13 protein-coding genes are annotated in these 13,860 nt (G+C 72.2%); 6 read left to right on the top strand and 7 right to left on the bottom strand.

The window, feature by feature from the left end; genetic code table 11:
• The first annotated feature begins 5 nt into the window (after window positions 1–5).
• Window positions 6–1,115: a substrate-binding domain-containing protein gene (locus AB0435_RS03245; RefSeq protein ID WP_366002524.1), complete on the top strand. Its 1,110-nt coding sequence runs from the start codon at window positions 6–8 to the stop codon at window positions 1,113–1,115.
• Window positions 1,116–1,189: 74 nt separating this feature from the next.
• On the opposite strand, the gene AB0435_RS03240 is transcribed toward AB0435_RS03245, so the two are convergent.
• The 3 genes from AB0435_RS03240 to AB0435_RS03230 all read right to left on the bottom strand — a co-directional run bounded on the left by AB0435_RS03240 (window position 1,190) and on the right by AB0435_RS03230 (window position 4,623).
• On the bottom strand, window positions 1,190–2,128 hold the full coding sequence (locus tag AB0435_RS03240; RefSeq protein WP_366002448.1) for a glycoside hydrolase family 25 protein: 939 nt from the start codon (window positions 2,126–2,128) through the stop codon (window positions 1,190–1,192).
• 155 nt (window positions 2,129–2,283) lie between these two features.
• Window positions 2,284–3,153 carry a class II glutamine amidotransferase gene (locus AB0435_RS03235; protein ID WP_366426076.1) on the bottom strand — a complete coding sequence of 290 codons (870 nt, stop codon included), beginning with the start codon at window positions 3,151–3,153 and terminating at the stop codon, window positions 2,284–2,286.
• Between the two features lie 39 nt (window positions 3,154–3,192).
• The gene (locus AB0435_RS03230; RefSeq protein ID WP_366426075.1) at window positions 3,193–4,623 is read right to left on the bottom strand and encodes a glutamate decarboxylase; all 1,431 of its coding nucleotides are present in this window, start codon (window positions 4,621–4,623) and stop codon (window positions 3,193–3,195) included.
• A gap of 246 nt (window positions 4,624–4,869) precedes the next feature.
• On the opposite strand from AB0435_RS03230, the gene AB0435_RS03225 reads away from it, so the two are divergent.
• Complete coding sequence (locus tag AB0435_RS03225) at window positions 4,870–5,850, top strand: alpha/beta hydrolase (protein WP_366002451.1); 981 nt, start codon at window positions 4,870–4,872, stop codon at window positions 5,848–5,850.
• 42 nt (window positions 5,851–5,892) lie between these two features.
• Window positions 5,893–7,104 (top strand): cytochrome P450, encoded by a 1,212-nt coding sequence (locus tag AB0435_RS03220; RefSeq protein WP_366002452.1) that lies wholly within the window; start codon window positions 5,893–5,895, stop codon window positions 7,102–7,104.
• A gap of 145 nt (window positions 7,105–7,249) precedes the next feature.
• Here the strand turns inward: AB0435_RS03220 and AB0435_RS03215 are convergent, their stop codons facing one another.
• The 3 genes from AB0435_RS03215 to AB0435_RS03205 all read right to left on the bottom strand — a co-directional run bounded on the left by AB0435_RS03215 (window position 7,250) and on the right by AB0435_RS03205 (window position 9,777).
• Window positions 7,250–8,857, bottom strand: a complete 1,608-nt coding sequence (locus AB0435_RS03215) for an adenosine deaminase (protein ID WP_366002453.1) — start codon at window positions 8,855–8,857, stop codon at window positions 7,250–7,252.
• A gap of 116 nt (window positions 8,858–8,973) precedes the next feature.
• Complete coding sequence (locus AB0435_RS03210; protein ID WP_366002454.1) at window positions 8,974–9,390, bottom strand: hypothetical protein; 417 nt, start codon at window positions 9,388–9,390, stop codon at window positions 8,974–8,976.
• A 144-nt stretch (window positions 9,391–9,534) separates the two neighbouring features.
• Window positions 9,535–9,777: a hypothetical protein gene (locus AB0435_RS03205; RefSeq protein WP_366002455.1), complete on the bottom strand. Its 243-nt coding sequence runs from the start codon at window positions 9,775–9,777 to the stop codon at window positions 9,535–9,537.
• A gap of 244 nt (window positions 9,778–10,021) precedes the next feature.
• Here AB0435_RS03205 and AB0435_RS03200 point away from each other — a divergent pair, with 244 nt between their 5' ends.
• From AB0435_RS03200 to AB0435_RS03190, 3 genes are all read left to right on the top strand, one after another.
• Window positions 10,022–11,122, top strand: a complete 1,101-nt coding sequence (locus tag AB0435_RS03200) for an ionic transporter y4hA (protein ID WP_366002456.1) — start codon at window positions 10,022–10,024, stop codon at window positions 11,120–11,122.
• Between the two features lie 104 nt (window positions 11,123–11,226).
• Window positions 11,227–12,048 (top strand): ABC transporter ATP-binding protein, encoded by an 822-nt coding sequence (locus tag AB0435_RS03195; RefSeq protein ID WP_366426119.1) that lies wholly within the window; start codon window positions 11,227–11,229, stop codon window positions 12,046–12,048.
• Window positions 12,048–12,785 carry an ABC transporter permease gene (locus AB0435_RS03190; RefSeq protein WP_366002457.1) on the top strand — a complete coding sequence of 246 codons (738 nt, stop codon included), beginning with the start codon at window positions 12,048–12,050 and terminating at the stop codon, window positions 12,783–12,785. The genes AB0435_RS03195 and AB0435_RS03190 overlap by 1 nt, the downstream gene beginning before the upstream one ends.
• A 78-nt stretch (window positions 12,786–12,863) precedes the next feature.
• Here AB0435_RS03190 and AB0435_RS03185 read toward each other — a convergent pair whose 3' ends face one another.
• Complete coding sequence (locus tag AB0435_RS03185) at window positions 12,864–13,799, bottom strand: alpha/beta fold hydrolase (protein WP_366426074.1); 936 nt, start codon at window positions 13,797–13,799, stop codon at window positions 12,864–12,866.
• Window positions 13,800–13,860: the final 61 nt, after the last annotated feature.

The following is a 13,860-nucleotide window of genomic DNA, read 5'->3' as shown; positions in this document are numbered from 1 at the left end:
CCGTCATGGCGGCGGCCGTCAGCGTCGTCGCGGGCTGCGAGCGCGGCGCGTCGACCGGTGCCGCGCCGGTCCCCACCGGACCGGCAAAGTCGGGCTGCCCCGGCGTCCTGGCCAGGGCCGAAGCCGCCGTCCGGCAGGCCGAAGAGACCCGTTCCGCTTGGCGCGGCCCCACCACGGGCCCTTCGGCGGTCCCCGGCAAGAACATCGTCTACGTCGCGCAGACCATGACCAACCCGGGCGTCGCCGCCAACGCCGAAGGGGTGCGGGACGCCGCGCGGGTCATCGGCTGGAGCGTCCGGGTGATCGACGGGCAGGGCACCCCCGCCGGGATCCAGGCGGCGTTCAGCCAGGCCGTCACCCTCCGGCCGTCGGGCGTCGTCATCGGCGGCTTCGACCCCCGCCTGACGTCCGGACAGGTCGCGAAGGGCAACGCCGAGCACATCCCGCTCATCGGCTGGCACGCCGTCGACGCCCCGGGGCCGAGCAAGGACCCCGCGCTCTACAGCAACATCACCACCAGGGTCGACGACGTCGCGCGGATCAGCGCGGAGTGGATCATCGCGCACTCCCACGGCGACGCCGGAGTCGTCGTGTTCACCGACGCCTCGATCCCGTTCGCCAGGGACAAGTCCGGCCTGATCGAGAAGGAACTCGCCACCTGCTCCGGCGTGCGTCTCCTGGCGGAGGAGAACATCCCCCTCCCGGACACGAGCAGCCGCACGCCCCAGGAAGTCTCCTCGCTCCTCTCCCGCTTCCGGGACAGGTGGACCCACTCCGTGGCCATCAACGACGTGTACTTCGCCGACGCCGCCCCGGCACTGCGCGCGGCCCGCAGGAAGGGCGCCGGCGCCCCCTTCAACATCGGCGCGGGCGACGGCGATCCCTCCGCCTTCCAGCGCATCGACAGCAGGCAGTTCCAGGCGGCCACCGTGCCCGAGCCGCTCACCGAGCAGGGCTGGCAGATCGTCGACGAGTTCAACCGCGCCTTCTCCGGCGCACCCGCCAGCGGCTACGTCGCCCCGGTGCACGTCGCCACGGCCGCCAACAGCGCCGGCCGCACGACCTGGGACCCGCCCGGCTACCGCGCGGCGTACCGGAGGATCTGGGGCAGGTGAGGCAGCGGGACGGCACCACCGCCCCGGGGGCCGGGCTTGTCCGGGCCCGTCCCGTGCCGCTCGACACGGGGGGGTCAGGCGACCTGGCGGCCGACGACATAGCCGACGAGCGGCACCGTGGAGCGGATGCGGACCTTGTCGACCGTGCCGTCGGAAGGGAGGTCGATCAGGTGTTTGCTGCCCGCCACGGTCACGCCCGCGCGGCTGGGGCTGCCCCAGGCGCCGCCCTCCTGGTGCAGGGCGGTGGTCACCTGTCCGTCCGCGCCCTGCGGTGCCAGGGCGACCCAGGCCGGGCCGTTGCGGGCCGCGCCCTGGGGCGCGGAGGTCGTTCCCGCGGGCTCGACCGGCAGGTCGAAGTCCGTGTTCGCCGGCACGGTGAAGAAGGCGAGCATGTCGTCCTCCGTGTAGGAAGCGGTGGGGGGTGCGGGCTCGAAGGACAGGGCCCAGGCGCGGAGTTCCCGTGTGCTGCCGAGGCGGCAGTAGTCGCGGTCGACACCGCCGGAGTCGCTGTACTGGTGGAAGAGCCAGTCGGCCTGGATGCCCGGGTGCCCGGCCGTCCGTCCGGCGGTGGCGATCCACAGGAAGTCGCAGTAGTAGCCGGTGGTGTCCACGTTGCGCCAGTAGTCGAGGTTGGCGTACATCCCGACGGGGTGGTACGGCAGCCGACGCTTGACGTACCGCAGCCACTCCTCCTTGTACGCGGCCTGGCGGGCGCGCGGCACGCTCTGGTTGGCGTCGTCGTAGCCCTCCCAGTCGAGGACCACGAGGTCGCCCGGCCGCCAGGCGACCTGGCGGAGGAAGTGATCGGCCTCGGCGTGCGGGGAGTTGGCCATGCAGGGATAGTGGTACGCGCCCCACACCAGACCGTGCGCCTTGGCGTGGTCCCGCTGCGCCACCCACTTGGAGTTGATGTACGTCAGACCTTCGGTGACCTTGACGAAGGCGAAGCCGAGTCCTGACACATCCGGTTCCGACGACTGGTAACTCGCCCAGTCCTGGCCGTAGATACCCATATCGCTCTCTCTTCCGCCGTCGCGCCGGGCGTTCGCGCGCGACGGCGCCCGCTCGTTTCGAACGCCTCACCGCCAGCGGAGCAGGTTGTCGGCTTCATGACAACATCCAGGCCGTCGGCCGCGGAAAATTTCCGGAGAAGGACAGATGCCCGGCCTCAGCCCGCCTTCTGCGAAGCGGCCGCTTCGGGGCGCAGGTCGGTCAGGGTCAGCCGGTGCACCGGTGGGTCCGGGAGGGCCACGCGGCTGGTGATGTCGAGCCGCGGGCCTACGTGCAGGAGTTCGCCGGATCTCAGGAGGCGCCAGCGGGGGTTGTCGTCCATGCGTTCACTGGCGATCACGACCGCCGGGGTGGCCGCCAGGTCCTGCGAGCGGACGCGCATGCGGCCCCGGGCGCCGCTGTGGTCGAGGTGGCGGTCACCGTGCCGGCCACCGGCGTCGCGGTCGAGGACGTACAGCTCATGGGTGTCGGGGTAGCGCAGGGCCCACAGTTCGTCGCGTGTGGCGAGGACGACGTTGAGGGCGTAGACGGGCAGGTGCCCGGCGACCCAGCGGGCCGCGTGCTCGATCCCGGCGGCGACGTCGCCTCCGTGGGTCCGGATCTCACGGGTGATCAGCGCGAAGAACCGCTCGGAGTCGGTGTCCCCCGCGACCAGCGACCTGTCGTCCCCCAGTTCGGCGTCGAGCGCGTCCAGTCCCTCGATGACGCCGTTGTGGGCGAAGAGCCGGCCCTCCTGGAGGAAGGGGTGGGTGTTGCGCTCCTCCAGGCTCCCCGTCGAGGCGTAGCGCACATGGGCGAGGAAGGTGGCCGACTCGACGTGTTCGGCCTCCTGGCCGAAGCAGCGGTCCTCGTACGCGGCGATGGGCGCCTTGTGCAGGTGCGGGACGCCCAGGGCGTCGAAGTAGCCGAGGCCGGTCCCGTCGGGATCCCGGCGGCTCTGCCGGCTGAGGCTGTCGGGGGCGTCCAGCAGCCAGAAGGTGGCCCGTGCGCGGACGGGCGCGCTGCTCAGACCGAACAGTCGGCACATGGAGGAAGCTCCTTGTCGTCGCTCGTTCGACAGTGTGCGTCAGTGCCGGCCGGGCCGCTGCGGATTCCTCGTCTCGGCGCCGTGCGCGAAGCCCCCGGCGTCGTCGGAGTCGCGGTGGGGGGCGCTCTGTTTCCGCAGGCGCGGCAGCACCCGGTTGAGGTCCTCCAGCAGCAGGTCGGCCAGGTCGTGGCTGAAGCCGTTGCGTACGACGATACGCAGCACGGCCAGATCGGTGCGGTTCTTCGGGAACGTGTAGGCGGGGACCAGCCAGCCGCGCTCGCGCAGGGCCGCGGAGACGTCGAAGACGGAGAAGCCCTCGATGCCGTCGCGCACCTTGAAGGCGAAGACCGGTATGTCGCTGCCGTCGGTGACCAGCTCGAACTCGTCGAGCTTGGCTATCCGCGCCGCGAGGCGGACGGCGACGTCCCGGCAGGTCTGCTGCACCCTGCGGTAGCCGTCGAAGCCCAGCCTCAGGAAGTTGTAGTACTGCGCGATCACCTGGGCGCCGGGCCGGGAGAAGTTCAGCGCGAAGGTGGGCATGTCGCCGCCCAGGTAGTTGACGTGGAAGACCAGGTCGTCGGGGAGGGCGGCGGCATCGCGCCACAGCGCCCAGCCGACGCCCGGCATCACCAGGCCGTACTTGTGGCCGGAGGTGTTGATCGACGCCACCCGCGGAAGCCGGAAGTCCCATTCCAGCTCCTGGTCGAGGAAGGGGGCGACCATGGCCCCGGAGGCGCCGTCCACGTGGATGGGCACGTCGAGGCCCGTACGGGCCTGGAGGTCGTCCAGGGCCGCCGCGATGTCCGCGACGGGTTCATAGCTGCCGTCGAACGTCGAGCCGAGGACGGCGACGACACCGATGGTGTTCTCGTCGCACAGCTCGACCGCCGTCTGCGGGCTGAGGTGGAAGCGGCCGCCCTCCATGGGGACGTAGCGGGGTTCCACCTCGAAGTAGTCGGCGAACTTCTCCCAGCAGACCTGCACATTGATGCCCATGACCAGGTTGGGCCGGTCGGCCGGCTTGCCCTCCGCGCGGCGCCGGTGCTGCCAGCGCCGCTTGAGCGCCAGCCCGCCCAGCATCGCCGCCTCGCTCGACCCGGTGGTCGAACAGCCCATCGTCTCGCGCGGGTCCTCGGCGTGCCACAGCCGGGCCAGCATGTGCACGCACCGCGTCTCCAGTTCGGCCGTCTGCGGGTACTCGTCCTTGTCGATCATGTTCTTGTCGGCGCACTCGGCCATGAGCCGCTCGGCCTGCGGCTCCGCCCACGTGCTGACGAAGGTCGCCAGGTTCAGGCGCGCGTTGCCGTCCAGCATCAGCTCGTCGTGCACGAGCTGATAGGCGACGTCCGCCCCCATCTCCCGCTCGGGCAGGGCGTACCGGGGAACCGTGACGGGCTCCCGGCTGAAGACGGGGTTGAGCTCGACGTCGCGGCTTCCGCGTCCGTCCTCGTGAGGCCGCTTCAAGACCATGGCCGAAGTCCCTTCTCGCGCTGGTCGGATGAGGTGCCGTCGGCTCCCCCACGCCCACGTACCCCGGCGACTCCCGGTGAACCGCACCGCTGGACCGCGCGTGCGGCGGGACCGGCTGCTTCCGGTGCACCCCGGTCCCCGGCGGGCGCGCACTGTGCCCGCCGCGAGCCGGGCCGTACTGTTGGACACGCCGAGCGGCACGCGTCCGTGACGGCGACTCGGTCGGCAGCGAGGGCGGGAGTACGGATGACCAGCACGGTGGAGCACCGGTTCGTCGAGGTGAACGGCGTAAGACTGCACATCGCCGAACAGGGGCGGGGGCCGCTGGTGCTCCTGCTGCACGGCTTCCCCGAGTGCTGGTACTCCTGGCGGCACCAGTTCGGGCCGCTCGCCGAGGCCGGGTACCGGGTGGTCGCACCGGACCAGCGCGGCTACGCCCGCAGCGAGCAGCCCGACGACATCGCCGCGTACAGCATGCTGCACCTCACCGGTGACGTCATCGGGCTGATCCACGCCCTCGGCGAGAGCAGCGCGGTGGTCGTCGGCCACGACTGGGGCGCGCCGGTCGCCTGGACGACGGCCATGCTGCGCCCGGACGTCGTACGCGGCGTGGCGGGCCTGAGCGTCCCGCCCGCGCCGCGCGGGCCGGTCCCGCCGCTGCCGGCCCTGCGCGCGGTGCTCGGCGACGGCTTCTACCAGCTGTACTTCCAGGAGCCGGGTGTCGCCGACGCCGAATTGGCGCGCGATCCGGCAAGGGCGTTCCGCTCCCTCCTGACCGGCGCCTCGGGCGACTCCCCGCGCAGCGACCCGCCCCGCCCGTGGGTCATCCCCGAGGGCAGCACGCTCCTGGACACCATGCCGGAGCCGAAGCAACTGCCCGGCTGGCTCGGCGAGGACGACATCGACGTCTTCGTCCGGGAGTACGGCCACCATGGCGAGCGCGCCTTCACCGGAGGGCTGAACTGGTACCGCAACCTCGACCGGAACTGGGAACTGCTCGCGCCCTTCCACGGGCGAGGGATCGATGTCCCCGCGCTGTACGTGGGGGGCGACCGCGATCTGGTCCGTGCCTTCCCCCACGCGGACAAGCTGCTGGCGTCCCTGGAGCGGACGGCTCCGAAGCTGCGCCGAAGCCTGACCCTGCCGGGCTGCGGCCACTGGACCCAGCAGGAGCGGCCGGACGAGGTCAACGCCGCGCTCCTGGAGTTCCTGGGCGAGCTGGGCTGAGACCGTGCGCCTCCCGCGGCGGTGCCGCTACGGTGCGACGGCATGAGCGCACCCTCTGACTTCGACCCGTGGTCGCCGTCGTTCGTCGCCGACCCCTACCCCGGCTACGCGGCGCTGCGCGAGCAGGGGAGCGCCCACTGGTTCGCCGCCACCGGCCAGTGGCTGATCCCCCGCTACGAGGACGTGCAGGCCCTGCTGCGCGACCGCCGACTCGGCCGTACGTACCTGCACCGCTTCACACACGAGGAGTTCGGCCGCACCCCGCCTCCGGCGGCGCACGAGCCGTTCCACACCCTGAACGGGTACGGGCTGCTCGACCTGGAGGACCCCGCTCACGGCCGGGTCCGCCGCCTGGTGTCCAAGGCGTTCACCCCGCGCACGGTGAGCGGGCTGGCGCCCTCCGTCGAACGGCTGGCGTCGGACCTCGTCGCCGCGCTGGTCGCGGACGGTGGCGGCGATCTGCTCCAGGCGGTCGCCGAGCCGCTGCCGGTGGCCGTCATCGCCGACATGCTCGGCATCCCGGAGTCCGACCGCCCGTTGCTGCGCCCCTGGTCGGCCGGCATCTGCGGGATGTACGAGCTCGAACCGTCCGAGGAGACGGCCACCCGGGCCGTGCGGGCGTCCCTGGAGTTCTCGGCGTATCTGCGCGAGCTGATCGCCGCCCGGCGCGCGGCGCCCGGCTCCGACCTCATCAGCGCGCTCATAGCCGCGCACGACGAGGGCGACAGGCTGAGCGAGCAGGAGATGGTCTCGACCTGTGTCCTGCTCCTCAACGCCGGACACGAGGCCACGGTGAACGCCACCGGCAACGGCTGGTTCGCCCTGCTGCGGCATCCGGAGCAGTTCGCCGCGCTGCGGGACGATCCGTCGCTCGTCCCGGGGGCGGTGGAGGAAGTGCTGCGCTACGACACTCCGTTGCAGTTGTTCGAGCGCTGGGTGCTGGACGACATCGAGGTGGGCGGCACGCCGATCCCGCGCGGCAGCGAGGTGGCCCTGCTCTTCGGTTCGGCCCACCACGACCCGGCCCGGTTCCCGGACCCGTCCCGCCTGGACATCACCCGCAGGGACAACGCCCACCTCGCTTTCGGCGCCGGGATCCACTACTGCCTCGGGGCTCCGCTCGCGCGTGTGGAACTCCAGGCGGTGTTCGGCGAGTTGGTGCGCCGGGCACCGGGGCTCCGGCTCGCCGCGGAGCCCCGGTGGAAGCCGGGGTACGTCATGCGCGGGCTCGAAGAGCTCCTCGTCGAGCTCTGAGCGCTCCGCCGGAATTCGGGAACAGCATCTGCGGGCGCGTCGTGGCCGGTCGCGCGGTTCCCCCAGAACAGGTGCCGTTGATGTTGACGTTGATGCCCAGGCCGGCCGGAGCCGGTTCCGCCGGCTTCCGGACACGGCCTGGTGGTCAGCGGCGTGCGTAGCGGCTCTCGAAGGCCCGCCAGTCCGCCTCGAGCTGCCATTGCAGCTCCGCCTTGGGGCTCGCCGCCAGGAACGCCCGGCAGCCGGCGCCGGGCAGCCGCCCGGGGGCGGGGGTGTCGTTCAGGCACGGGCCCGCGAACGTGTCGTAGCGGTCCCGTTCCTGCCACAGGTCCGGGCCCTCGATGAAGGCGTGGTCCAGCGAGGCGCGCGCGAGGTTCCGCAGCTGCGCGACGGTCAGGCCCTGTTCGGTGACGGCCCGTTGGAAGACCTCGGTCAGGTCGCCGCGGCTGACGCCCGGGTCGTCGGTGGCCAGGGCGACCGGCACTCCCGCGTCGAGGTAGGTGCGCAGCGGGTGCCGGTCGCCGCTGACGCGCAGTATCTGGGCGTTGCTGGTCAGGGGAGCTTCGACGAGGACGTGCCGCCGGCGCATCCGGTCGGCCAGCGCCCGGGGGGCCTTCTCGTGGGCGAAGTCGACGCCGTGCCCTATGCGGTCGGCGCCGGCGGTGTCGACGGCCTCGTTGATGTGGAAGGCCAGGTCGTCGTCGCGTACACCGCTGAGCCCCTTGACGAGTTCACCGGCGTGCAGGGTCGTGCGCACGGACGGGGCCCGGGACTTGAGGAAGCCCATCATCTTCATGTGCAGCGTGTAGTCCCGCAGGGCGACCGGGTCGTCCTCGGGCTGGACCATGTTGACCCCGACCACCCGGCCGAGCTTCCGGCGTGCGAGCTCGTGGCCGAGGATCTGTTCGGCGAAGACGTGGCGCGGGCTCTGGGCGCGCAGGACCTGGTAGTCGAAGCGGATGGCGACCCGGCAGGCCGCGGGGGCGGACCGTCTGTCGCAGCCCAGCTGTTCGCGGTAGTCGCGGTAGCTGCGGTCGAGGTCCGCCGCGGCCTGGCGGACCAGGTCCTGGAATCGTGGGTCGGCCGTCAGCGTGGAGTGGAACTCCGCGAGGCCGGACGGACCGGGATCGGCCGGGTGGACGCGGTCGACGAGCCGGTTGAGGGGGCCGGACCCCACCGTGACCAGGGTCTCCAGGTAGCCGGTGTGTTCCCGCGCCGCGGTCCGTGCCACTTCGGCGAGCATGTCCGCGTCGTGACCTGTGGTCGCTTCCTCGAACTTCCCGAAGGTGGCGAAGAAGTGGTCGTGGCCGGGCTGCGGGTCACCGTCGAGCGGGAGGGCGAAGTCCTGCATGGACCATTCCTCGACGACACGCCGGTGGAGCGGGCCGGGCCGCAGGGCGTCCTGGGCCGGTCGCTGTCCGGCCGGGCACGGCTGTGGCCCCGGTGTGACGGCGTAGGTCGTGGTGTCGATGCACTTGCGGTCCCGTGCCGCGTATCCGATGAGGGACTCCGCCCGCACCGCACCGTCCAGGTGCTGGTGCAGGTCGCCGCCCTTGGGCAGATCGGCCATGAAGCGCCTGAGTTCCGCCGGGGAGTGCGCCACGCGGTCCATGTACGCCTGGGTACGGGCCTGTTCGCCGCCGGGGCCGCCGTGGTCCGGTGCGACGGCGGCCGCGGGCAGTATGCCCGCGGCCACGCCCAGTGCGGTCAGTGCGGCGAGTACGGGCCGCCGGATTCGGTGTCTCTTGAGCATGATCCGTTCCTCTCTACCCGCTCATCGTGCCAGCCGTGGCCCGCGGCACGGACAGCGCCTGGCCGCGTGCGGGGAACGGCAGTTGTGGCACGGGAGGGGTGGAGAGGAGGCTCAGCTCACAGGAACAGGTCGAGGGCCCTTTCGCCGTACGCGGCCTCGGTCATGGCCCGGGTGATGAGGCGGAACTCGTTGTCGTCGACGGCGCGCAGGACCTGTCGCAGCGTCACGCCGCACCGGCCCACGAGGGACGTGGCGCACTCCAGGACGGCGAGCTCGCTCGTGGAGGCCGTGAGCGACCGCGGCACGTCGAACAGGCGCAGCCCGACCGCGGTCCAGTCGACGGACGCGTGCGTGCCGGTGCGGTCGATGAGCGGCGGGCCGCCCGGGGGGATCCCGTCCTCCTCGGCGAACCGCCTCAGCCAGTAGCCGTCGCGGTGGGCACCGAGGAGGCGGGTCGCCGCACGCATCTCGCCGCTGCCCACGCCTCGCACCATGGCCTCGGCCAGCGCCATCCCGTCGCCGGTCACCGTCATCACCGTCTCCGTTCCCTCGATGACCGGGGCCGGTGTGCCGGCCCCGGCTTCACTGTGCGGGGCCGACCCTTCGGAGCCGTGGCGCACACGCCGGGGGTTCGCCCGGACAGCCCGGCGGCCCGCGCCCGGGCGGGGCGAGCGGGGCTACGGCTGGAAGCCGCCGTCCATCCAGTCCTTGAAGAGCTGGAGGTCGGCGTCCGACCAAGGGCCCTCACCACTGCCGGGAGGGGGCATCTGCTTGCTGGAGAGCTGCTGGAAGACGTTCTGGGCGTTGCCTGGATCGGACATGTAGGAGAAATCGTCGAGAGCGACGCCGAATTCCTTCATGTGCTCGATGTCCATGGCGGTGAACAGGGGGCGGATGTTCCGGGAGAAACTCACGGCCATGTGCTCAACTCCTGGATCGGCTCGACTCGTCGAGCAGGGTGGATGTCCATCTTGTCTGCTTCCACCCCTAGTTGCCCTGCAATCGCGGGCGGAGCACGGTTCAGCACATCGTGTGCCGCGGGTCGCTCGCGCGGACCGCCCGGGGGGTGACAGCGAACGGGATCCCACTGTCCCGACGGGATCCGACGCGCTGTCGCATCGCGACCGAAATGGATACCACTGAGCGATCTGCGAAGCTTGTGGCGTGAATACTCGCTTCCGCTCACTTGTCGCGTACTGGCCCGTCGCCATTCCGATCCTGGCCGCCCTCGTCCTGGCCCTGACCTGGGGGCGGTCATTGTCCGCCGGGGCGGTGGCCCTGGTGAGCTGCTGTCTGGCCGGTGCGGTGCTCTCCGCCGTGCATCACGCGGAAGTGATCGCACACCGGGTGGGCGAGCCGTTCGGGTCGCTGGTACTGGCCGTCGCGGTGACCGTCATCGAAGTGGCCCTCATCGTGACGCTGATGGCCGACGGCGGCGACAAGAGCAGCACGCTGGCCCGCGACACCGTCTTCGCCGCCGTCATGATCACCTGCAACGGCATCGTGGGGCTGTCCCTGCTGGTGGGCGCGCTCAGACGGCGGGTCGCGGTGTTCAACGCGGAGGGCACCGGCGCGGCCTTCGGAACGGTGGCGACGCTGGCCGGGCTGAGCCTGGTCCTGCCGACGTTCACCACCAGCACCCCGGGGCCGCGGTTCTCCACGGCCCAGCTCGTCTTCGCCGCCCTCGCCGCGCTCCTCCTCTACGGCCTGTTCGTCACGACCCAGACCGTCCGTCACCGCGACTACTTCCTCCCGGTGACCGCCGGGGGCGAGGTCATCGACAGCGACGACCACGCCGACCCGCCCTCCACCCGCACGGCCCTGACCAGCCTCGGCCTGCTCGCCGTCGCCCTGATCTCGGTGGTCGGCCTGGCCAAGGGCGTCTCCCCCACGATCGAGTCCGGCGTGGCCGCCGCAGGCCTGCCCGCCTCGGTCGTCGGCGTCGTCATCGCCCTGATGGTGCTGCTCCCCGAGACGATCGCCGCCGTACGGGCGGCCCGCCGCGACCGCGTCCAGACCAGCCTCAACCTCGGCCTCGGCTCGGCCATGGCCAGCATCGGCCTCACCATCCCCGCGGTCGCGGTGGCCTCGGTCTGGCTGGAGGGCCCGCTCGTGCTGGGCCTGGGCGCCACCCATATGGTGCTGCTCGCCCTCACCGTCGCCGTCGGCACCCTCACCGTGATCCCGGGCCGCGCCACCCCGCTCCAGGGCGGCGTGCACCTCTCCCTCTTCGCGGCCTATATCGTGCTCGCGGTCAGCCCGTAGGGGCCACGCCGGCACCGGGCCCGTACGCGGCCTTCCGCGGCGCCCCTCACCTGCTCCTTTGACCTGGGTGCCCGCACAGGAGCATTATTCAACGTATGTCGAATATGCAGGGCTCCGCCCCGGGCCAGGCGCCCCCGGACGCCGCCGTCCTGGCCCGCGGGCTGACCGTCGTCCGCGGCTCCCGTACCGTACTGGACGGCCTCGACTTCGACATCGCCCGCGGCCAGGTCACCGGCCTCCTCGGGCCGTCCGGCTGCGGCAAGTCCACCCTCATGCGCTCCGTCGTCGGCACCCAGGCCAAGGTGACCGGCACCCTTGAGGTCTTCGGCCGACCGGCCGGCAGCGCGTCCCTGCGCTCCCGCGTCGGGTACGTCACACAGGACCCGTCCGTCTACGACGACTTGACGGTCCGCCAGAACCTCGACTACTTCGCCACGGTCCTCACCCCCGGCCGCCCCGCCGCCCGGGGGCGCCGCGACGACGTCACCCGCGTCATCGAGGACGTCGACCTCACCGGTCACGCCGACGCCCTCGCCGGCCGCCTCTCGGGCGGCCAGCGCACCCGCGTCTCCCTCGCGGTCGCCCTGCTCGGCACGCCCGAACTCCTCGTCCTGGACGAGCCGACCGTCGGCCTGGACCCCGTCCTGCGCCGCGACCTGTGGGCCCTCTTCGGCCGCATCGCGGAGCGCGGCGTCACCCTCCTCGTCTCCTCCCACGTCATGGACGAGGCCGAGCGCTGCCGGAGGCTGCTGCTCATGCGGGAGGGGCGGATCCTCGCCGACGACCCACCGGACGCGCTCCGGGCCCGTACGGGCTCGGCGACCGTCGAGGACGCCTTCCTTCGCCTCGTCGACGAGGCGAAGGCCCGGGGCGCGGCCCCGGACGCGGCCGCGGCGCGGGCCGACTCCCGTGAGGAGAGCGCCTGATGAACGCTTCCCGGACCCTCGCCACCGCCACCCGCGTGCTGCGTCAGCTGCGCCACGACCCGCGCACCATCGCGCTGCTGCTCGTCGTCCCGTGCGTGCTGATCGCCCTGCTGCGGTACGTGTTCGACGCCGACCCCGGGGTCTTCGACTCCACCGGTGCCTCCCTGCTCGGCATCTTCCCGCTCATCACGATGTTCCTGGTGACCTCGATCGCCACCCTGCGCGAGCGCACCTCCGGCACGCTGGAGCGCCTGCTCGCCATGCCGCTCGGGAAGGGCGACCTGATCGGCGGCTACGCCCTCGCCTTCGGCCTGCTCGCCGTGCTGCAGTCCGCGCTCGCCACCGCCCTCTCGGTGTGGCTGCTCGGCCTGGACGTCACGGGGTCACCTTGGCTGCTGCTCCTGGTCGCCCTGCTCGACGCGCTGCTCGGCACGGCCCTCGGTCTCTTCGTCTCGGCCTTCGCCGCCACCGAGTTCCAGGCGGTGCAGTTCATGCCGGCCGTGATCGTGCCCCAACTGCTGCTGTGCGGGCTCTTCGCCCCGCGCGGCACGATGCAACCGGTGCTGTCGGCCGTCTCCGACGTCCTGCCGATGTCCTACGCGGTCGACGCCATGGACCAGGTCGTCCACCACGCCTCCGTCACCTCCGACTTCGTCCGCGACATCGCCGTCGTCTCCGGCTGCGCCCTCCTCGTCCTGGCGCTCGGCGCCGCCACTCTCCGCCGCCGCACGGCCTGACAGCGGCGCACCGGCCGGTCCGGAGGGAGGTAGATGGCGCAGACGACGGGCAGGCACACGCCGGCCCGGGCGGGGCGCTCAGCACGGCCCATGATCGGTGATCGCGAGGAAGTCCCGGATGTCCTCGACCAATTGCCAGGCCATGTCCTCCAGCACGTAGTGCCCCGCGTACGGATACAGGTGCAGCGCGGCCCCCGGCAGGCGCCGCGTCCACTCCGCGAGGACCAGGTCGTCGTAGAGGGGGTCACGCATCCCCCAGCCCAGGAACACGGGCACCTGGGTGAAGCACACCAGGGCCTCGCCCAGGCGCTGGGCGTGCGGCCAGCCGGCGTCGGCGGGGCTCAGCGGAATGTCCTGGGCGACGCGCACCAGCGTCGACCGGTCGCGCTGCCGTCGGTACGGGGCGGCATAGGCGGCGCGCACCGCGGGCGGCAAGGGACGGTACACGCCCCCGGACAGCGCCATGCGGACGACGGCATTGGAGGCGTGGGCGACGCGGCCGACGGACCGCTGCCGCAGGGCGAGCAGGCTCCGGGGCGGCCGGTATCCGGGCGGCCAGGGGAACGCGGCGGTGTTCAGCACGACGAGACGGTCGACGACGCCCGGGTGCAGATGGGCCCACCACAGGGCCACGGGCCCTCCCCAGTCGTGCACCACCAGCGTCCAGCCGCGGGCGGGTGCCCGCCGCTCGGCGACGAGGTGCTCGACCAGCCGCCCCAGATCCTCCGCGCGGCTCTCGGCGAGCCGGGCACCGGGCAGGTCGCGGGCCCGGTCCGACAGCCCCATGCCCAGGTGGTCCGGGGCGATGCAGCGGTACCGCCCGCGCAGGCCGAGGACGAGCCTGCGCCACATATAGCTCCAGGTGGGGTTGCCGTGCACCATCAGCACGGGCTTGCCCTCGCCCTCGTCCACGTAGTGCTGGTGTGCGGCACCGTGGTCGAACCAGCGGCCCTGGAAGGGGTAGTCGGGAAAGCGCCGCGCCTGTTCGGCGGACAGCGGCGGCTCGGGGCTCATTTCCCGCACCGGTGCCACGGCATTGGAATCCCCGTCCTGTCGATGCGGGCCTGTCGACGCG

The sequence above is a fragment of the Streptomyces sp. NPDC051173 genome, assembly GCF_040689515.1.
GTDB lineage: Bacteria > Actinomycetota > Actinomycetes > Streptomycetales > Streptomycetaceae > Streptomyces.
This window is presented reverse-complemented; position numbering and strand designations above follow the sequence as displayed.